The sequence below is a fragment of the Mesorhizobium sp. B2-4-17 genome (genome assembly GCF_006441275.1).
Lineage (GTDB): Bacteria > Pseudomonadota > Alphaproteobacteria > Rhizobiales > Rhizobiaceae > Mesorhizobium.
In genome coordinates, this window is sequence record NZ_VFUX01000027.1 from 1 (window position 1) to 19,740 (window position 19,740).

General features: G+C 63.5%; 19 protein-coding genes. 9 read left to right on the top strand and 10 right to left on the bottom strand.

The window, feature by feature from the left end:
* Positions 1–355: 355 nt before the first annotated feature.
* From FJ548_RS21000 to FJ548_RS21020, 5 genes are all read right to left on the bottom strand, one after another.
* Complete coding sequence (locus FJ548_RS21000; RefSeq protein ID WP_140610573.1) at positions 356–1,132, bottom strand: ATP-binding cassette domain-containing protein; 777 nt, start codon at positions 1,130–1,132, stop codon at positions 356–358.
* Positions 1,129–2,148 carry an ABC transporter ATP-binding protein gene (locus FJ548_RS21005; protein ID WP_181165640.1) on the bottom strand — a complete coding sequence of 340 codons (1,020 nt, stop codon included), beginning with the start codon at positions 2,146–2,148 and terminating at the stop codon, positions 1,129–1,131. The genes FJ548_RS21000 and FJ548_RS21005 overlap by 4 nt, the downstream gene beginning before the upstream one ends.
* Complete coding sequence (locus FJ548_RS21010) at positions 2,145–2,975, bottom strand: ABC transporter permease (RefSeq protein WP_140610574.1); 831 nt, start codon at positions 2,973–2,975, stop codon at positions 2,145–2,147. The genes FJ548_RS21005 and FJ548_RS21010 overlap by 4 nt, the downstream gene beginning before the upstream one ends.
* Positions 2,972–3,958, bottom strand: a complete 987-nt coding sequence (locus FJ548_RS21015) for an ABC transporter permease (protein ID WP_140610575.1) — start codon at positions 3,956–3,958, stop codon at positions 2,972–2,974. The genes FJ548_RS21010 and FJ548_RS21015 overlap by 4 nt, the downstream gene beginning before the upstream one ends.
* Positions 3,959–4,108: 150 nt before the next feature.
* Entirely contained in the window at positions 4,109–5,719 is a 1,611-nt protein-coding gene (locus FJ548_RS21020; protein WP_140610576.1) for an ABC transporter substrate-binding protein, read from the bottom strand.
* A gap of 373 nt (positions 5,720–6,092) precedes the next feature.
* Between FJ548_RS21020 and FJ548_RS21025 the strand changes: the two genes are divergently transcribed.
* Positions 6,093–7,283 (top strand): Xaa-Pro peptidase family protein, encoded by a 1,191-nt coding sequence (locus tag FJ548_RS21025; protein WP_140610577.1) that lies wholly within the window; start codon positions 6,093–6,095, stop codon positions 7,281–7,283.
* Positions 7,284–7,493: 210 nt separating this feature from the next.
* Here the strand turns inward: FJ548_RS21025 and FJ548_RS21030 are convergent, their stop codons facing one another.
* The 3 genes from FJ548_RS21030 to FJ548_RS21040 are packed head-to-tail and all read right to left on the bottom strand — an operon-like array spanning position 7,494 to position 9,986.
* Positions 7,494–7,910, bottom strand: coding sequence for a cupin domain-containing protein (locus tag FJ548_RS21030; protein WP_140778855.1), 417 nt, complete (start codon positions 7,908–7,910; stop codon positions 7,494–7,496).
* Between the two features lie 6 nt (positions 7,911–7,916).
* On the bottom strand, positions 7,917–8,783 hold the full coding sequence (locus FJ548_RS21035) for a phosphoenolpyruvate hydrolase family protein (protein WP_140778856.1): 867 nt from the start codon (positions 8,781–8,783) through the stop codon (positions 7,917–7,919).
* Between the two features lie 6 nt (positions 8,784–8,789).
* On the bottom strand, positions 8,790–9,986 hold the full coding sequence (locus tag FJ548_RS21040; protein WP_140778857.1) for a Tm-1-like ATP-binding domain-containing protein: 1,197 nt from the start codon (positions 9,984–9,986) through the stop codon (positions 8,790–8,792).
* Between the two features lie 123 nt (positions 9,987–10,109).
* Here FJ548_RS21040 and FJ548_RS21045 point away from each other — a divergent pair, with 123 nt between their 5' ends.
* From FJ548_RS21045 to FJ548_RS21075, 7 genes are all read left to right on the top strand, one after another.
* The gene (locus tag FJ548_RS21045) at positions 10,110–10,793 is read left to right on the top strand and encodes a TetR/AcrR family transcriptional regulator (protein WP_140778858.1); all 684 of its coding nucleotides are present in this window, start codon (positions 10,110–10,112) and stop codon (positions 10,791–10,793) included.
* A 357-nt stretch (positions 10,794–11,150) separates the two neighbouring features.
* Positions 11,151–12,467: an extracellular solute-binding protein gene (locus FJ548_RS21050; protein ID WP_140609332.1), complete on the top strand. Its 1,317-nt coding sequence runs from the start codon at positions 11,151–11,153 to the stop codon at positions 12,465–12,467.
* Positions 12,468–12,531: 64 nt separating this feature from the next.
* Complete coding sequence (locus FJ548_RS21055) at positions 12,532–13,437, top strand: sugar ABC transporter permease (RefSeq protein WP_140764555.1); 906 nt, start codon at positions 12,532–12,534, stop codon at positions 13,435–13,437.
* Positions 13,438–13,440: 3 nt separating this feature from the next.
* Positions 13,441–14,397 carry a carbohydrate ABC transporter permease gene (locus FJ548_RS21060; protein WP_140778859.1) on the top strand — a complete coding sequence of 319 codons (957 nt, stop codon included), beginning with the start codon at positions 13,441–13,443 and terminating at the stop codon, positions 14,395–14,397.
* Positions 14,394–14,612 (top strand): hypothetical protein, encoded by a 219-nt coding sequence (locus FJ548_RS21065; RefSeq protein WP_140744967.1) that lies wholly within the window; start codon positions 14,394–14,396, stop codon positions 14,610–14,612. The genes FJ548_RS21060 and FJ548_RS21065 overlap by 4 nt, the downstream gene beginning before the upstream one ends.
* On the top strand, positions 14,612–15,715 hold the full coding sequence (locus tag FJ548_RS21070) for an ABC transporter ATP-binding protein (RefSeq protein ID WP_140778860.1): 1,104 nt from the start codon (positions 14,612–14,614) through the stop codon (positions 15,713–15,715). Before FJ548_RS21065 ends, FJ548_RS21070 begins: the two co-directional genes overlap by 1 nt.
* A complete protein-coding gene (locus FJ548_RS21075) occupies positions 15,715–16,800 on the top strand; it encodes an ABC transporter ATP-binding protein (protein WP_140778861.1) in 1,086 nt (361 codons plus the stop codon). The genes FJ548_RS21070 and FJ548_RS21075 overlap by 1 nt, the downstream gene beginning before the upstream one ends.
* A 36-nt stretch (positions 16,801–16,836) precedes the next feature.
* Here the strand turns inward: FJ548_RS21075 and FJ548_RS21080 are convergent, their stop codons facing one another.
* Complete coding sequence (locus tag FJ548_RS21080; RefSeq protein WP_140778862.1) at positions 16,837–17,823, bottom strand: AraC family transcriptional regulator; 987 nt, start codon at positions 17,821–17,823, stop codon at positions 16,837–16,839.
* A gap of 181 nt (positions 17,824–18,004) precedes the next feature.
* Here FJ548_RS21080 and FJ548_RS21085 point away from each other — a divergent pair, with 181 nt between their 5' ends.
* Positions 18,005–19,219, top strand: a complete 1,215-nt coding sequence (locus FJ548_RS21085) for an MFS transporter (RefSeq protein ID WP_140778863.1) — start codon at positions 18,005–18,007, stop codon at positions 19,217–19,219.
* Positions 19,220–19,346: 127 nt separating this feature from the next.
* On the opposite strand, the gene FJ548_RS21090 is transcribed toward FJ548_RS21085, so the two are convergent.
* Positions 19,347–19,694 carry a GFA family protein gene (locus FJ548_RS21090; protein ID WP_140778864.1) on the bottom strand — a complete coding sequence of 116 codons (348 nt, stop codon included), beginning with the start codon at positions 19,692–19,694 and terminating at the stop codon, positions 19,347–19,349.
* Positions 19,695–19,740 lie beyond the last annotated feature (46 nt).

Genomic DNA, 19,740 nt, shown 5'->3' on the forward strand with positions numbered 1-19,740 from the left:
ACAGCCCGCATGGCATGGCACCAAGCCGGCGGCCGGTTTGATCTGGGAGCCGATGATGGTCGCCAATGAGGGGAAAGCAGAACCGGAGCGCCTTGATGGGCAAGAGCCTTCCCAAATGTAAGCTTTCGCTAACAATCTCGTACGCGGCGACTTCACGCCGCTTCAATGCGGCGCGCCCCGTTTCTTCTCGGCCGCGGCCAGCAGGTTCAACGAAGGCGCGTACCTTGGCGGGCCGGAACCGGGCGGGCGGAAAGACGGCATGGATGCCGCCTGTCGAAGGTCCATTTGGCAAAGACCGGCACAGGACGCAGGCATGGGCGGCCGGGCTCTTGTCACATCCTGTTCGAAGACGGGATCATGGGTTACTTCTGTTCAATCTAGGCGCAGCGGCCACCAGCGCCCTGCCGATGGCCGATCGGGGTGCGTCAATGACGGCACGGGCATCGCCGCTCTCGGCAATCCGCCCGGCGTCGAGAAGGATGACACGGTGGGCGACCGCGCGGGCGACGCCGAGATCATGTGAAATGAAGAGATAGGCGATCTGGTCCTGGCGTTGCAGGTCGAGCAGAAGGTCGAGGATCTGGCCGCGCACCGAGACGTCGAGTGCCGACACCGCCTCGTCGAGCACGATCAGCGACGGCTTCGTAGCGATGGCCCGGGCGATGGCCACACGCTGTCGCTGGCCGCCGGAGATTTCGTGTATGGCGCGCGGCGCGAGATCGGCCGCCAGCCCGACGCGTTCGAGCAGGACGGCGATACGGCGCGGACGCTCGGCGCGCGACGCGATGCCATGGATGCGCAAGGGATCGTCGAGAACGCGCGCTACCGTGGCGCGCGGATTGAAGGCGGCCAGCGGATTCTGGAATACCATCTGCAGGCGGGCGCGGCGGGCGCGCAGGACCGCACCGCGCAAAGCCAGGAAATCGTCACCTTCGAATTCAATGCGCCCGGCGTCCGGCTCGATCAGGCGCAGCACGAGCCGTGCGATCGTCGATTTGCCGCTGCCGGAGGGGCCGGCCAGCGCCAGCGTTTCGCCCGGGCCGATGTGAAAGGAAACGTCGTCGACAGCGGCTATCGCCTTGCCGCCTCGTCGGTAGATCTTGGAGAGATTGGAGACCGCGAGCAGGCTCATGCGTGGAACTCGCTGCGATTCAACAGCGGGTCAGCATCGAGGCCGATATGAGCGTCGAGCAGGGCACGTGTGTAGGGTTCGGTCGGTGCATTCACAATCCGCGCCGTCGTGCCAAGCTCGATCAGTTTGCCGTGCCGAAACACGGCAATGCGCTCGGCGAGTTCGGCCGCCAGCGCGATGTCGTGACTGATGAACAGCAGCGTCATGCCGTCCTCCGCAACCAACCGGCGGATCAAGGCGACGATCTCGGCCTGCACGATGGTGTCGAGTGCGCTGGTCGCCTCGTCGGCGATCAGCAATCTCGGCCCGGCGGCGATCGCAGCCGCAATTGCCGCGCGTTGCTTCTGGCCGCCGGAGAGTTGATGCGGGAAGGATCGCAGGGCTGCGTCCGGATCGGGCAAGCGGACGCGTTCGAGCAGGGTTTTGGCTCTCGCATATGATGCCCGCCAGTCGAGGCCGAGATGTGTGTGCGCCACTTCGGCGATTTGTTTGCCGATGGTCATCACGGGATCGAGGCTGGCGGACGGATCCTGGAACACGAAGCCGATGTCGCGGCCGCCGAGGGGTGCCAGGCTTTGTTTGGACACAGACTTTTGCGCTCGGCGCTCTAGGAAGCCCCCCTCTGTCCTGTCGGACATCTCCCCCTCAAGGGGGGAGATCAGGCCCGCATGTCGACCTTCGCCAACTACGTCGGCAGCAAGGGGGGAACCGACAGTGGAACTGCTAATTTCCCCCCTTGAGGGGGAGATGTCCGGCAGGGCAGAGGGGGATGCCTTGGCACCAAAGGACGGCGATGATGGCAAGGACCACTCGATGAGGCCTCCAACCTTGGCGGTTGCCGGCAGCAATCCTGCAATCGCCAGCGCCAGCGTGCTTTTGCCGGAACCGCTCTCACCGAGGATCGCCAGACGTTCTCCTGCGGCGATCTCCAGGCTGATCCCCTTCAGCGCCGCCACCTCGGCACCTTCGCGTCGATAGCTAACCGCCAGGTCGCGGATCGAAGCCAGCGAGGTCAAGACAGGCCTTTCTTGACCGCTGTCGTCTCGACGATGCCTTCACCGGCGAGATAGACGCCAAGCACGGTCAGCACCAAGGCGATACCCGGAACGATCGACAGGAAGGGTGCGGTGCGCAGCACCGTGCGGCCTTCCGCGATCATGCCACCCCAGGTGACGCGGTTGGGGTCGCCAAGGCCAAGGAAGGACAAGGCCGCTTCGGTCAGGATCGCCGCGGCGACGATCACCGACGACATCGCCAATACCGGCGGCAAGGCATTGGGCAGCACCTCACGAAAGGCGATTTCCAGGGGATGCATGCCGATGACGCGAGCGCCGGCGACATAATCGCGTTCACGGATGGAGAGGACTTCCGCACGCGCGACACGCGCCGGTCCGGTCCAGGTGCCGAGCGCGATGGCAATTACGACGATGCCGAGCGACGGTCCGACGACGCTGACGAAAGCCAGTGCCAGCAGGAAGCTGGGCACGGTCTGGAAAGCATCGGTGACGCGCATCAGCACCTCGTCGAGGAGGCCGCCGGCAAAGCCGGCCAGCGTGCCGACCACGGCGCCGATCGCGAGTGCCGCCGCCGCTGCCGCCAGGCCGACAGCCAGCGAAGTGCGGGCGCCATGGAAGAGCTCGGCCAGCACGTCACGGCCGAGCCGGTCGGTGCCGAGCGGCAGCGACCAGTCCTGGAAGGGCGGCAGCAGCGCCGGGCCGGCGATGGCTTGCGGGTCGCCGGGAAACAGCAGCGAGGCGGACAGCGCCATCGCGGCCAGTGCGCCCAGAAGAATGGCGCCGGCGATTGCCTCAGGCGTGCGCAGGAAACGGCGGAGCGGGTTCATGCGCCGGCCTCTCCGGCGCCGACGCGCGGATCGAGCAAGGCGTAGGCGATGTCGACGAGGAGGTTGATGACGATGACAAGGACGGCGCTGGTGAGGATGATGCCGAGCAGCAATGGCGTGTCGCGCGCCGCGACGGCTTCCTGCGCCAGCCGGCCGAGGCCCGGAACGGAAAAGACGCTTTCGATGACGACGCTGCCGCCAAGCATCTGCGCCGACTGCAGGCCGAGCATGGTGACCAGCGGCAGCAATGCGTTGCGGGCGACGTGGGCGAGCACGATGCGGCGGCGCGAAAGGCCCCTGGCGCGGGCGGCCAGCACGAAGTCCTGCCGCCAGGCTTCCGCCATGCCGGCGCGCATCATGCGCAGATAGAGGGCGAGGTAAATGAAGCCGAGTGCTGAGACCGGCAGCACCAAATGGATGGCGATGTCGGCGACGCGGTCGAGGCCGGTCCTGTCCGAAGCCAGGGTCTCGATGCCGCCGATCGGCAGCCAGCGCAGGTCGACGGCAAAGATCACGATCAGCACCAGGCCGAGCCAGAAACCCGGCACGGCATACAGCGCCAGCGAGCCGATCGACAGGAAGCGGTCGCGGAAGCTGCCTGGCCGTGCGCCGGCATAGATGCCGAGGGTGGAACCCAGCCCGAAGGAAAGCGCGGTGGCGCTGACCATCAGCAGCAGCGTGTTGGGCAAGCGCTCGAGGATCACGTCGCGGATCGGCCTGGAGAACGTCACCGACTGGCCGAGATCGAGATGCAGCAGCGCCCAGAGATAGTTGGCGAGCCGCGTCACCTCGGATTGGTCGAGACCCCAGCGGTGGCGCAGCAGCTCGATCATGCCGGCATCGCCGCCGGTGGAGACGATGTAGGCATCGACCGCATCGCCGGGGGCGGCTTCGAGAAGCAGGAAGGTGCCGATGATGACGATCAACAGCACGAAGATGCTGCCGACGAGGCGACGGCGGAGGAGGATGAGGGCGCGGGTCATGTGCGCCCCCAAGGTGTGGCGATACGCTGGTCAGGATTGCGCCTAGGCACCCCCCTCTGTCCGGCCGGACAGAGGGGGGTGTGAAGAAACCCGGCCGTAGGCCATGTCTCAACACGGATTTCTTCGCGAACTTTCATCCGCGCAAATCTGTCACGATTCCAAATATGTGTCCGCCCAGTTCGAAACCGCCCAGCGTGGATTGTTGGCGATGTTGCCGACCTTGTCACTCGCGACGCTGATGAAGCTCCATTCGGCGACGTTGATCAACGGCAGGTCGGCGGCGACCTCCTTCTGGAACTGCTTATAGAGGTCGGTACGGGCTGATGTGTCGAGCGTCTCCGACGCTTTGGTGATCAGCGCGTCGAGGGCGTCGTTCTTGTAGCCGCCCTGGTTGGAGAATGGCACGCCGTCTGGAATGCCGCTCTGCACCAGTATGGTGGTCGAGATCGCGGGGTCGCCACGGAACACAGGCGGGCCGACGGCGAGGTCGAAGGCGTGGTCGGTGTAGACGGCCTTGATGTGCGCGGCGGAGTCGTTGTTGACCAGCTGCGCGTCAATGCCGATGGCGGCAAGCGCCTGACGCAGATAGTCGCCGAACTGTTTCGTCTCGTTGAAATAGGGCGCCGGCAGCAGCTTGAGCGAGAAGCGGTTGCTGTCGGCACCCCTTTTGTAGCCGGCCTCGTCGAGCAGCGCGTTGGCCTTGGCGACGTCGAATGGATAGGTCGGCACGTCGGCGGTGTAGAATTGCGGATCGTTCTTCGGCACCGGGCCGGTGGCGGTGGCGGCATAGCCGAGGAACACCGTCTTGACGACGAAATCCTTGTCGATGGCATGCGCGATTGCCCGGCGCACCTTGAGGTCGGCCAGTTCCTTGCGGCGATGGTTGATCTCGACCACGAGCTGATAAGTTAGACCTTCATAGCCCTTGGTGATGACCTTCAGACCCGGCACCTTCGAAATACGGTCGAGGTCTGCCAGCGGCACCGCCGAGAAGGCGGCGAGTTGGATTTCTTCGGCTTCCAGCGCGCTCGCTGCCGAGGTGCGGTCGGGCAACACCTGATAGATGATCTCGTCGAGATAGGGCTCGTCCTTGCCCCAGTAGTCGGTATTCCTGGTCAGGCGGTAGTACTGGCCGGCCTTGTATTCACCGAACTTGAACGGGCCGGTGCCGATCGGCGCGGTGTTGGCCGGGTTGTCCTCGATCTTGCCGACCTCGTAGATGTGCTTGGGCACGACGCTGCTCAGGGCCGGCAGCGCGTTGCGGATCAGCTGGAACGGCGTTGGCTTGGCGAACTTGAAGATTGCGGTCAGATCGTCGGGGGTGTCGACGGCGGCGAGGTCCTTGAACACCGTGCGGCCGAGATTCTGCAGCGGCTTCCAGATCTGCAGCGCCGAGAAGGCGACGTCGGCCGAGGTGAACGGCTTGCCGTCGTGCCATTTGACGCCTTCGCGCAGCTTGAAGGTCGCCGACAGCCCGTCGGCCGCACTTTCCCAACTCACGGCCAGGCGGGGGGCAAGCCCATCCTTGCCATCGAAGGAGGCTTCGGCCAGCGTTTCCACGATCTTGCTGGAAATGAAGAAGACGCCGTTGGAGGCGACGATCGCCGGGTTGAGGTTGCGTGGCTCGGAATCGGCGGCGAGCACCAGCCGGCCACCCTTCTTCGGCGTCTGTGCCCAGCCGAGCGACGGCATGGCCGTGGAGGCCAGCAGCATCGCCGAGCCGGCAAGCATCTTGCGTCTCGAAATCGTGAAATCCGACATGATTTAACTCCCTCCTCTGCGCGACCCGCGTGGCGCGACAAGTCCCCTCGGATGCCGGCAAGCGCATCGGTATCCTCGCGGCGGCGATTATGAGCCTTGCCGAGGGTTTCGCCAGAGACGGAATTGGCGCACCCTCGCTTGGCTTTGAAATTTTCGTCCGCTGGACCAGTTTCGTCGCGCGGGTGCATTTTTGCCTATCTGGCAGGACCAAATTGACAGGATAAAAGGCGAATGGCGACTTATCTATCCTCAATCCGGTCTGTTCGCGTATTCTGGATAGACCAGAGAAGACAAAATGGTGCAGATTTGGCCGCGCGCCATCGGATCGGGAGCGGAGCCGCGCCGATCACGGGCAATTCAGGGAGATAGAGAGATGAACGTTGCGCCGGGCAAGAATGCCGTCAGCACTGTCCCGTTCGACCAGGCGAGAGTCGACCGGCTGTTGGAGGAGGCCGGCATCGATGTGCTGCTCGCGACCTCCAAGCACAACACGCAGTATCTGCTCGGCGGCTACAAGTTCATCTTCTTCGCCGCCATGGATGCGATCGGCCACAGCCGCTATCTGCCCGTTGTCATCTACGAGAAGGGCGGACCGGAGCACGCGGCCTATATCGGCAATAAAATGGAAGGCGGCGAGCACCAGAACCATCCGTTCTGGACACCGACACTGCATGCCGCCTGCTGGGGCACGCTAGACGCCGCGAACCTTGCCGTCGAGCATTTGCAGAAGATCGGCAAGGCAGGTGCGCGCATCGGCATCGAGCCTGCCTTCCTGCCGTCCGACGCCTACACGCTGATCCGCAAGGCGCTGCCGGACGCCAGGCTTGTCGATGCGACCGACATGCTGGAGCGCATGCGCGCCATCAAGACCGATGCCGAGCTGGAGAAGCTGCGCATGGCCTCCGAACTGATCACCGATTCCATGCTGGCGACCATCGCCTGGGCACGCGAAGGCACGAGCAAGGCCGAGATCATCGAGCAACTGCGGCGCGAGGAGACCAATCGCGGCGCGCATTTCGAATATTGCCTGCTGACGCTGGGCTCCAGCCACAACCGCGCTTCATCAGGCCAGGCGTGGAAGAAGGGCGAGGTGCTGTCGATCGATTCCGGTGGCAATTATCACGGCTATATCGGCGACCTCTGCCGGATGGGCATTCTTGGCGAACCGGATGCCGAGCTCGAGGATCTCCTGGCCGAGGTCGAGATGGTGCAGCAGGCGGCGTTCTCGAAGGTCAAGGCGGGCACGCTGGGCGGCGACATGATTGCCCACGCGGAAGGCGTGCTAAAAGCCTCGAAGGTCGCGGCCTATACGGATTTCTTTGCCCACGGCATGGGCCTGATCACGCATGAGGCGCCGTTCCTGATGACCAACCATCCGGTGACCTATGAAGGCACCTACGCGGCCAAGCCGCTGGAGACGAACATGGTGCTGTCGGTTGAAACGACCATGCTCCACCCGACGCGCGGGTTCATCAAGCTGGAGGACACGCTTGCCGTAACCGCGACCGGATATGTGATGTTTGGGGATCGGGGCAGGGGGTGGAATAGAGGCGGGGTTCTGTAGGAGACGAACGCCGGCGCCGCCCCTCATCCGCCTGCCGGCACCTTCTCCCCGTATAGTGACGGGGAGAAGGAGCTGTCGCAACCTCGGCGCTCGTCTTGCAACGCTGAAAATCGGCGGGTGCGCTGATGAAAGCATCTTTCTCCCCGTCACTATACGGGGAGAAATGTCCGGCAGGACAATGAGGGGCGGCGCTACCCTTGAATAAATTCATCACCGTCCCGCCGGAATCAATCTGAAATCCGGCAGTTCCCGCAGCGCCAATTCCGGACCTGCCGGCGAGTAGACGACGAACAATTGCATCGGACCATCGCCGGTGTTCAGCGTCGAATGGAACCGGCTTTCCGGCACGTGGATGGTGCAGCCGGGGCCGACCTTCGCCACCACCGGGTTGCCTTGCTCGTCCTCGATCATCTGTTCGCCGTGGCCTGAGATGACGAAGATGATTTCCTCGGCGCCCGGGTGGTTGTGGCGCGTATGGCCCTTGCCCGATGGCAGGTCGACGACGCCGCCGGAAAAGCGGGTTGCGCCATTCACCTCCGGCGCCACCGTCAACGACAATTTTCCCCAGTCGAAGCCGAAGGCGCTGACATCCTTCGGGTAGACAAACACCTTGCTCTTGTCGGTCATCTCCCATCATCCCTTCTTTTTCTTCGCGGTCGCTTTGTCGTCGCCCAGCGTGACGGTCTTGAAATCGGCCGTCTGTCTGGCGATCGCGGCTTCCGCCGGCAGCCGCTCCATTGAGCTCGCGCCATAGAAGCCGTGCAGACCTTTGCAGCGGTCGAGGATGTAGCGGGCATCCTCCGGCATCGAGATCGGGCCGCCATGGCAAAGCAGGATGACGTCCTTGCGCACCGCGCGGGCGGCCTCGGCGATGGCGTCGATCGCGACGATGCAGTCGTCGAGCGACTTGGCCGAGGTGGCGCCGATCGAGCCGCCAGTGGTGACGCCCATATGGGCGACGACGATATCGGCGCCGGCCTTGGTCATGGCGCGCGCTTCGTCGGGATTGAAGACATAGGGTGTGGTCAGCAGATCGAGCTTGCGCGCCTCGGCGATCATGTCGACTTCCAGCCCGAAGCCCATGCCGGTCTCCTCGAAACTCTGGCGCATGGTGCCGTCGAACAGGCCGATGGTCGGAAAATTCTGTACGCCGGAAAAGCCCATTGTCTTCAGCTCGGCCAACAGCAGCGGCATGATGACGAACGGATCGGTGCCGTTGACGCCGGCCAGCACCGGCGTGCGCTTGACCACCGGCAGCACCTCGTAGGCCATTTCCTTGACGATCTCGTTGGCATTGCCATAGGCGAGCAGCCCGGCGGCCGAGCCGCGTCCAGCCATGCGGTAGCGGCCGGAATTGTAGATGATGATCAGATCGATGCCGCCGGCCTCCTCGGCCTTGGCCGACAGGCCGGTGCCGGCGCCGCCGCCGACGATCGGCACGCCCTCGGTTATCATCTTGCGGAATTTCTCCAGGATATTCTTGCGCGGGATGGCGGCCATCGGGTCTCACTTCTTGGCGATGTCGAGAAAAGCCGCGACCGCGGCTTTGGCGAATTTGGGGTCGTTGATGTGCAGCGGCAGGCGCATCACCGTGCGCGTTCCGTTCGGCATGATGGTGCGCTCGATGGCCTCGAAAAGCGCCGCATCGGCCTTCGGATCGAAGAAGGCGCCGTCTTCGATGTCGAGCGCCGAGACGCCTTTTTCCGGAATCAGGAAGCGGATCGGACCTTCGCAGCGCGCCAAGCGGCGGCCGATCCATTCACCGATCTGGCGGCATTCCTCGACGGTAGTTCGCATCAGCGTGACATTAGGATTGTGTTCGTAGACCAGCCGCGCGCGATAGCGCTCAGGAATTGTCGGCGGCGCCCGGAAATTGACCATGTCGAGCGCGCCGACCGAGCCGACATAGGGCAGCTTCGTGCGGACAATGGCGCCGAAGCGGTCCTCCGTTGCTGGCAATACGCCGCCGAACAGCAAGTCGCAGACCTCGGTCGTGGTGATGTCGATGACGCCTGCCAGCAGGCCGCTGTCGGCCAGCTTCTCCATCGAGCGGCCGCCGGTGCCTGTGGCGTGGAAGACCATGCAGTCGTAAGTGGCGCGCAGCTGCTCGGCGATGGCAGTCACGCAGGGCGTGGTGACACCGAACATGGTCAGCCCGATCGACGGCTTGCCGTCGGACGGAGGCGCTGGCCTGGCCGCCATGCCTGCGATCGCCTGAGCCGCATTGTGCAGCACGGTGCGGGACAGCCGGTTCAGCCCGGCCATGTCTGTCACCGATGGCATCATGATGATGTCGGAAACATCGACGTAAGGGGCTGTGTCGCCGGAGGCGAGCGTCGAGACCATGATCTTGGGCAGGCCGAGCGGCAGCGCGCGCATGCCCGAGGTGATGATCGAGGTGCCACCGCCACCGCCAATACCGATCACGGCTGATATGTCGCTTCGTGACTGGATGAAGCGAGCGAAGGCGACGCCCATGGCTGCCACCGCTGTGCCGCGATCATTGCCGCCGAGCACGGCTTCGGTGCCGGCGGGATGATGGCCGGCAATTTCCTTGGCGGTGATGTCTACGGATATGGTCGCGTCGCGCGTTCCGACATCGACCCGGGAAACGCCAGCGCCGCTGGCGGCGATCGTGTCGGCCAGGAAGGCGAGCTCCTCGCCCTTGGTATCAGCGGTGCCCACGACATAGATGCGTTTCATGGGCCGCCCTGTGTTGGTTGGCTCGGCAGCGGCACTGTTCAGTGGATGAAGACCTTGGTGCTTTACCGCGCCGTGACAAAGCGAGGTCGTTGCAAATTTTTGAGACGAGCGTATCATATTGACATGGATATCTCACGTCAACAAGCGACGACGAACGATGACACAGGCGAGAGGGCCGAGCGTGGACCCCGGGCGCGCACCAAACGGCTGATGCTGGAGACGGCGACGAGGCTTATGCAGGCGGGCGTCACGCCGTCGGTCAGCGAAGTTGCCGAGGCGGCTGAGGTATCCCGAGCCACCGCCTATCGCTATTTCCCGAGCCAGGCGGCACTCGTGCAGGCCGTCGTCGACGAGGGGTTGGGCCCAATCCTGACCTGGCAATCGACCTCCGACGATGCCGAGCGCCGGGTCGCCGACCTGTTCGACACCGCCATGCCACGCATTGAGGCCTTCGAGGCGACGTTCAAGGCGGCGCTGAAACTGTCACTCGATCAGTGGGCGAGGCGCCAGGCCGGCACGCTGGGCGGCGAACCGGCCTTCACGCGCGGCCATCGCGTCGACCTGCTCAAGGAAGCGATCGCTCCGCTCAAGGGCCGTTTGCCGCCGCGCGATTTCAACCGGCTGGCGCAGGCGCTGTCGCTGATCTTCGGCGTCGAGGTGCTGATCGTGCTCAAGGACATCTGGGGGCTCGACAGCCGCGGGACGCGGTCCGTTGCGCAATGGGCGGCTGGTGCGCTGGTGCGCGCGGCGGTGACGGATTCGATCGACGGTGGAGATGGTGCCAATACGGCGGCAGTGGTGAAATAGCCTATGTCTGGTTCGACCAGATTTGCATGCCAACTATTGATCTTAATTGCGGTGCCGGGCTTCACACAAGGCCACTGCGTATCATTGAGTAGGAAAATCATGTGAAAACAGTCAGGTAAACCTGCAATTCGACTGTGATGATCCGATCTGGCTCTCAAGAAAGGGCTTGACCAGGGTGCAAAATTGGTAATACCAGATCAGAAAAGAAAAGTGGATCAAAAGCGAGGGCTTCGATCCATTTTCCGGCAGGGCGAGGAGGCCCGGAACCGGAAAGGTGCGAGCAAGGGAGGAACTACCAGGGCCGGCTCCGTCGTCGGCTCGCATGACAGGTAGAATGCGCACAAGGGAGGAATCATTATGCGCAAGTTAGTGACCAGCGTGCTTGCTGGTATCGGCCTGACGCTTGCCTACGGAACGTCCGTCCACGCGCAGGACAAGGAACTCACCATTTTCTGGGCGGAATGGGACCCTGCGAACTATCTGCAGGAGCTCGTGAACGACTATACGGCCGAGACCGGTGTGAAGGTCACGGTGCAGACCACGCCATGGCCCGATTTCCAAACCAAGGCCTTCACCGAGTTCAACGCGCATGGCGACGCTTACGATCTGGTCGTCGGTGACTCGCAATGGCTGGGCGCCGGTTCGACGCAGGGCCACTATGTCGACCTGACCGACTTCTTCAACCAGCACAAGCTCACCGACGTGATGGCACCCGCGACCATCAAGTATTACGCCGAATACCCTGGCGGTTCCGGCAAATACTGGGCGATCCCGCTGGAAGGGGATGCGATCGGCTGGTCCTATCGCAAGGACTGGTTCGAGGACCCAAAGGAGAAGGAAGCCTTCAAGGCGAAGTACGGTTACGACCTCGATGTGCCGAAAACCTATGCGCAGTTGCGCGACATCGCCGAGTTCTTCCACCGTCCGGACCAGAAGCGGTACGGTGTCGCCATCTACACCGACAATTCCTATGACGCGATGGCGATGGGCGTCGAAAGCGCCATCTTCAGCTACGGCGGCGATCTCGGCGACTATGCAAGTTACAAGGTCGACGGCATCACCAATTCGAAACAGGCCGCCGCCGGCCTCGAAATGTACAAGGACCTCTACAAGTTCACGCCTCCCGGCTGGGGAAAAACCTTCTTCGTGGAGGACAACCAGGCAATCACCGGCGGTCTCGCCGCGATGAGCATGAACTTCTTCGCCTTCTTCCCGCCGCTGGTGAACAAGGCCACCAACCCCTACGCCGACGTTACGGGCTTCTTCGCCAACCCGGGCGGCCCGGACGGAAAGCGCTTTGCCGCTCTGGGCGGCCAGGGAGTTTCGGTCGTCTCGTATTCGAAGAACAAGGACGAGGCGATGAAGTTCCTGGAGTGGTTCATCAAGGACGACACCCAGAAGAAGTGGGCCGAGCTCGGCGGCTACACCTGCAGCCAGGCCGTGCTGAAGTCGGAAGCCTTTCAGAAGGCCACGCCCTACAACAAGGCGTTCTACGACACGATGTTCATGGTCAAGGACTTCTGGGCGACGCCTGAGTACGCCGAAGTGCTCGATCAGTTGAACCAGAACATCTATCCGTTCGTGGTCGGTGGGAAGGGCACCGCTCAGGAGGCGCTAGACAAGACCGCCGCCGACTGGAAGGCGACGTTCACCAAGTACAACCGCTACAAGTAAGCATCAAAGTCGGAATGCCGGAGGAGGGTTCCCCTCCGGCATTCCTGTTTCGGGGAGACGATCATTGGCTTCGGTAGCCCTCACCCATCTTGATCCTGCTTCCAGAGCCGCCGCGCGGGGCTGGTCGGATCTGACCATCCGCAATATGTTCATCATCCCGACGCTGGCTTTCCTGATCGTTTTCAACATCTTCCCGCTGATCTATTCGCTGGGCTACTCCTTCACGAACTTCGCGGCGAATCGGAGCGAGCCGTGGCAGTTCGTCGGCCTGCAGAACTACCGCGAGCTGCTCAGCGACGACCACATCTGGTCGAACTTCGTCACTACGGCGAAGTACGTCATCGTTTCCGTGACCGGCCAGATGATCGTGGGCTTCGGCCTGGCCCTGCTGCTTAATCGCAGCTTTCCGATGAAAGGCTTGATCACCACACTGCTGCTTTTGCCGATGATGATGTCGGCGGCGGTCGTCGGCCTGTTCTGGCAGTTGCTGTACAGCCCGTCCTGGGGGCCTATCAACTACGTCTTCGGCCTGGGCGACTTCGCCTGGCTTTCCAATCCCGACAGTGCTCTTTACGCCGTCGCGATCACCGACATCTGGATGTGGTCGCCCTTCGTCATGCTGCTCTCGCTTGCTGGCCTCTCGGCCGTGCCGCAGCATCTCTACGAGGCCGCCGCGATCGACCGCGCAGGCTGGTGGTACACCTTCACCCGCATCACCTTGCCGCTGGTCTCGCCGATCCTGCTGATCGCGCTGATCTTCCGCACGATGGAAGCCTTCAAGACCTTCGACATCGCCTACACGATGACAACCCAGCCGACCGCCGAGCTCATCGCAATTCGGCTCTACAAGCAAGCCTTCCAGCAGTGGGACACCGGCAAGTCCTGCGCGCTGGCCTATATCGTGCTGATCATGGTGCTGGCCATCACCAACCTCTACGTGAAGTACCTCAACAAGGTGAAGGAACGCTAGCCGATGGCCGCCGTGCGTACCACCAGCGAGATCGCGCTCAACCGCATTGCCGTCGTCTCGGTGCTGATCGCGACGCTGATCTTCCTCGCGCCGATCTACTGGATCGCCTCCACGGCCTTCAAGCCGAAGGAACTGGCGATCACGGTGCCGCCCACCGTTCTTTTCCAGCCGGAGGTCACGCCATTCATCCGTCTGTTCACCAAGCGGGTACAGATGCAGAAGGCCGTCGACCCCCAAGTCTACGAGGCCGCGCCTTGGTGGGAAAAGCGCATCTACGACGGCGGCGAGCGGGTGCTGAAGGTCGGCAAGGATGTGCAGCTTTCGCAGTACCCCGACCGGTTCATGAACAGCCTTATCGTGGCGATCATCAGCACGGTGCTTGCCGTCGGCATGGGAACCTTCACCGCCTACGGCTTCTCGCGCTTCAAGATCGCGGGCGAGGCGGATCTGCTCTTCTTCATCCTGTCGACACGCATGCTGCCGCCGGTTGTCGTGGCGATCCCGATGTTCCTGATGTACCGGGTCGTTGGCCTCAACGACTCGCATATCGGCCTGATCATCCTCTACGTCGCCTTCAACCTGTCCTTCTCGGTCTGGCTGATGAAGGGCTTCATGGACGAGATCCCGAAGGAGTATGAGGAGGCGGCGCTCGTCGACGGCTACACGCGCATGCAGGCCTTCTTCAAGATCGTGCTGCCGGAAGCCGCGACCGGTATCGCCGCCACCGCCGTGTTCTGCTTCATCACCGCGTGGAACGAGTATGCCTTCGCGCTGATCATGACCAACCGGCGCGCGCAAACGGCGCCGCCTTTCATCCCCAGCCAGATCGGTTCCGGCTTGCCGGACTGGACCACGATCGCGGCGGGAACCTTCCTGTTCCTGCTGCCGGTCGCGATCTTCACCTTCCTGCTGCGCAACCACCTGCTTCGCGGCGTGACCTTCGGAGCGATCCGCAAATGAGTTTTCGCGCCGTCAACGAGAAATACCTGCTGCCGGCCTCGCAGATACTCATGGTGCTGGGCATCGTCGCGCTCTGCCAGCCATGGAGTCTCGGCCTGCATTCCTACGGTGTGACGATCATCCTGATCGGGCTGATCGGCTTCAACATCACGTCAAAGATCGCACCGGCCCGCAGCGAGAAAACCGGCGCCACGGCGCATGAGGGAGCCCGGTAGTGACGCAGATCGAACTTCGCGGCATCGAGAAATTCTTCGGCGCCGTTCAGGTCATCCACAATTTGAACCTCGCCATCGCCGACAACGAGTTCATCGTGCTGCTCGGCCAGTCGGGCTGCGGCAAGACAACGACGCTGCGCGCCATAGCGGGGCTCGAGACGATCGACCAGGGCGACATCCTGATCGACGGCAAGGCAGTGCAGCACCTCAGGGCAGCCGACCGCGACATCGCCATGGTGTTCCAATCGTTTTCGCTCTACCCGCATATGACGGTCTTCGAAAACATCGCCTTTCCGCTACGTGCAACGCGCATGGGCAGCGGCGAGGTGGACAAGTCGGTTCGGGAGGTCGCCCGGGTTCTGCGCATCACCGACCTGCTCGGCAAGAAGCCGTCGGCGCTCTCCGGAGGCGACATGCAACGCGTGGCCATCGGCCGGGCCCTGGTGCGGCGGCCGAAGGCGATGCTGATGGATGAGCCGATCGGCGCGCTCGACGCCAAGCTGCGCGAGGAGATGCGGGCCGAGATCAAGCGGCTGCACGTCAAGCAGGGTTCGACCACGATCTATGTCACCCATGACCAGATCGAAGCAATGAGCCTGGCCGATCGCATCGTCATCATGCATGAGGGTTTCATCCAGCAGGTCGGCACTCCAGACGAGGTCTATTCACATCCCGCCAATCTGTTCGTGGCGCAATTCGTCGGCAGCCCGGTGATGAATGTCGCCGACGCGGCGGTGACCGAGAAAGCCTCCTTCGCATCGGTGATCGTCGGCGACGCGACCACCGGTTTTGAGTTTCCCAGCGCCTTGCTGTCGAAGCTCAACGGCCATGCCGGTGGGCAGTTGGCACTTGGCATCCGGCCGGAAGGCGTGCTCATCCGCCGTGACGCGGCCGACGGCTTCATGGCCGTCGACACGCAGATCGTCGAACCGCTCGGCTCCTTCGACATCGTCGATCTCAAAGTCGGTTCAAAGATGCTGCGAGCCCGCACCAAGAGCGGCTTCGTGAGCGGGCCAGGCGAGAAGGTATTCGCCCGGATCGATCCGACGCAGGCGCATTTCTTCGACAAGGCAAGCGGCAAGTCGCTTGAGGTGAGGCTCTGATGGCCCATATCCAGCTCAAGAACATCTCCAAGAGTTTCGGCAACCACACGGCGCTCACCGGGCTCGATCTCGACATCGCCGATGGCGAGTTCTTCGTCCTGCTCGGAGAGACGGGCGCCGGCAAGACGACGACGCTGCGGCTGATCGCCGGCCTGGAAAAACCCAGCGAGGGGCAGGTGTTCATCGACGGCGTCGACGTTGCGGACTGGGGCGCGGCCGAGCGCGACGTGGCGCTGGTGCTGCAGCAATATTCGCTTTATCCGCGCTACACGGTGCGGGAGAACCTCGAATTTCCGCTGAAGCCGAAGATCCGTCGGCTGCCAGGCGCCGAGATCAAGGACCGTGTCGAACGTGCGGCGCGCACGCTGCGCATTGAGCACCTGCTCGACCGCAAGACCGACCGTCTGTCCGGCGGCGAGATGCAGCGCGTCTCGATCGGCCGCGCCATCGTGCGCAAGCCGCGCGTGTTCCTGATGGATGAGCCGCTGTCGGCGCTCGACGCCAAGCTGCGCGAGGCGCTGCGCACCGAGTTGAAAAACCTGCAGATGCAGCTCGGCGCCACATTCCTGTTCGTGACCCACGACCAGATCGAAGCGATGTCGATGGGCGACAAGGTCGGCGTCCTGAACCATGGCCGGATCGTGCAGACCGGCACGCCGCACGAGATCTACAACAATCCACGCGACACCTATGTGGCGAGCTTCGTAGGCTCGCCGCCGATGAACCTCATCGACGGCAGACTGGTGAATGGCCGCGCGGTCATGGCACCGTTGAATTTCGAACTGCCCTTTTCGGGGGGAGCCAAGGCGAGTGCGGCGACAGATGGTCGCCCGCTCGTCTTCGGCATCCGTCCCGAGGACGTCTATCTGGAGGGCGGTGCGCCAGTCGAGGCGCGTGTCCACGACGTCGAGAACCACGGCGTGGAGAAGATCCTGACGCTGCGCGTCGGAGAGGCGATGCTGCGCGCCACGGTGCCGGCCAGGACCGATGTCGCGATAGAGCAGCCGGTGCGCTTTGCCTGGAACCCGGACAAGGTGGTGCTGTTCGACAAGGGCAGCGGCGTCAGCCTACGGCATGCCTCATAGGTGTTGCTTCGTTCGAGGGGCGCGGGACAGGAAAGGTCAACCGGCCTGACGGATCTCTGCCTGTTCCTCGGCACGGAAATGGCTGGGCGCCGAGCCGATGACGCGCTTGAAGGCACGGCTGAAGGCGGCGTCCGATTCATAGCCGAGACGAGCGGCAACGACTGATATTTTCATGCGGTCGCGGACCAGCCACTGCCTCGCCTGATGCATTCGGACCTGAGTGACGTATGTTGCCGGCGTCTCGCCGACGATGGTGGCGAAACGCTCGGCAAAGCCCGAGCGCGAGGCGCCCATCATCCTGGCCAGCGCCTCGACCGTCCAGTCGTGGTCCGGCTCGAGATGAATGGCGGCCAGCACGCGGCCGATATCGCGGTCCCGGACCGCCGCGATCCAGCCGGAGGAGTCGCCGCAGCCACGCTCGACCCATGAGCGGATAACTGTCGCGGCAAGCACGTCGGCCAGCCGCGCCAGGATGCCGCCGGAGCCGACGCGTTCCATCGTGACTTCGCGCGCCATCGATTCGAGGAGATGCGGAATGCCCGGCTCATAGGCTTCCAGTTCGTGCGTTCGCATCACGTCCGGCATCATGCCGAGCAGGGGATGCAGGCCATCAAGGTTGAAATACATGCTGGCACAGAACAGCAGCGTTCCCGGCTGGCAATTCTTGTCGGACATCTCCGCGTTCGACGTGCAGTAGACGTCCTTGCAGACTTCCTCGAGCTCGTAGCCATGGATCGGCCAGGTCTGCGCACCGGGTTCGCTGGCGAGCACATGAGCCTCGCCGCGCGGCAAAAGCACCGCATCGCCGGCATTGAGCTGCACCCACTCGCCTGAAGGCTGCTTCAGCCAGCAGCCCTTGCGGCCGATGAAATGAAACCGCGCCCCGGGCTGAGCCGGGAACTGGATACCCCACGGCTCCTTCATTTCGCAGCGGCCATATTCGACACCATCCAGGCGCAGGCCGCGCAATATGTCTGTCAGTGGGTCGCCGGTGACCGGAATTTTGGACGAACGGTCAAACATAATGGGGTTTCTAGCATGGAAACTCCAGCCCGTCACTCCTTATGTTGCAGTGCAGCTTAACGTTGCGCCGCAAACAAATCGACGACCGGCCCCTAGCCAACCGTGATGGCGAGTCCTGTAACGGATGGAGCTCCAGCCGGCCGTTTCCTATGTGGCGCTGCCAACAGATCGGAGACTGAGCATGGCTGAACCCGTGACAGGCGTCATCGACGCCGCACTTCTCAATCCCGCAGAATCCGATGAACGAACCGAGCCGGCATGGGGTGCCGTGGTTTCGCTCGCGCTTGGCGTCTTCGGCCTCGTCACCGCCGAATTCCTGCCCGCCAGCCTGCTGACGCCGATGGCACGCGATCTCGGTGTGAGCGAAGGTGTCGCCGGCCAGGCGGTGACCGCAACCGCCATCGTCGGGGCCATCGCCGCGCCCACCATGGCCATCGTCACCCGGCGCATGGATCGCAGGCTGGTGATGTGGATGCTGACGACGTTCTTGATCCTGTCCAACCTTCTGGCCACCTTTGCCTCGTCGCTGCCCATGCTTCTGCTCGCCCGCGTCGTGCTCGGCGTCGCGCTCGGCGGCTTCTGGGCGATGTCGGCGGCGATGGCGCTGCGGCTGGTGCCGATGCGGCTGATGCCACGCGCCATGTCGATCATCCTGACCGGCGTTTCGCTGGCCACCGTCACCGCCGCCCCCGTCGGCGCCTATGTCGGCGACGTGTGGGGATGGCGCACGGCGTTCATGATCGCGACCATCGTCGGTGCGTTGGCGTTGCTGGTGCAACTGGCCACCATTCCGAAGCTGCCGCCGGTTGGCGTCGCGAGCTTCCGCACCTTGCTCGACGTGCTGGAGCGGCCATCGATCCGGGTGGCCCTGCTGGTCGTGTTGCTGGTCGCGTCCGGGCACTTTGCCGGCTTCACCTATGTCCGTCCCTTCCTCGAAAAGGTGCCGGTGCTGGACATCGAGACGATCTCGCTGGTGCTTCTGGCCTATGGCATAGGCGGTTTCTTCGGCAACATCGTCGGCGGCATCCTGGCCGAACGCAGCCTTAAGACCGCCGTGGCGCTGGCCCCTTTGCTGATTGCCCTGGCGGCCGCTTCGATGCTGATCTTCGGCGCTTCGCCGATGATCGCCGTCGCCGCCGTCGCGGCTTGGGGTTTTGCCTTCGGCGCTGTCCCGGTCGGGCTGCAGAGCTGGCTGGTGCGGGCCGCGCCCGACCAGGCCGAAAGCGCCGGCGGCCTGATGGTGGCGACCTTCCAGGTGGCGATTGCGATGGGCGCCGTCTTCGGCGGCCTGCTGGTCGACCATGCCGGCGTCGCCAGCGCCTTCGCCTATTGCGGCAGTGCAACACTGCTGGCGGCGGTCCTCGTGTTCCTGCGCGGCCCGAAGCAGGCCGAATAGTGTCCGCCGACAGCCATTCCTGGCAACGGCCCGAGAACCGTCACGGTTTTCGGGCCGTTGCCGTCGTGGTGGCGGCAACAAAGCGGGTTGCGGCGCCGGATCGTTCCCGCCGGAACGAGCGAGAGGCTCAGGCCGACCGACCGTCGAAGTCGAAGATCGACAGAACGGAAATGTCGATACCCTCGACACAGTTGAGGTTGATGTAGGCGCTGCGCTCGCTCCCTTCGCGTACGTCCTCCGCGAAAGGGTGGATGCCGCAGGTGCGGCAGAAACGGTGCGCGATGGCATGATTGCCGAATGTATAGGTGCTGAGGTCATCAGCCCAGGCGAGGACTGTCAGGCTTTCATGCGGGACGGCGCACAGGAGCGCGCCCTTGCGCGAGCAGATTGAACAATTGCACCGCACGACACCGGTCAGCCTCGCCTTGAATTCGAAGGCGACCTTGCCGCAGTGACAGCTGCCTCTGTAGAGCATCTTTCTTCCTCGCATCTGGCAGGGGTGCAAAACCGCCTTCGCCGGG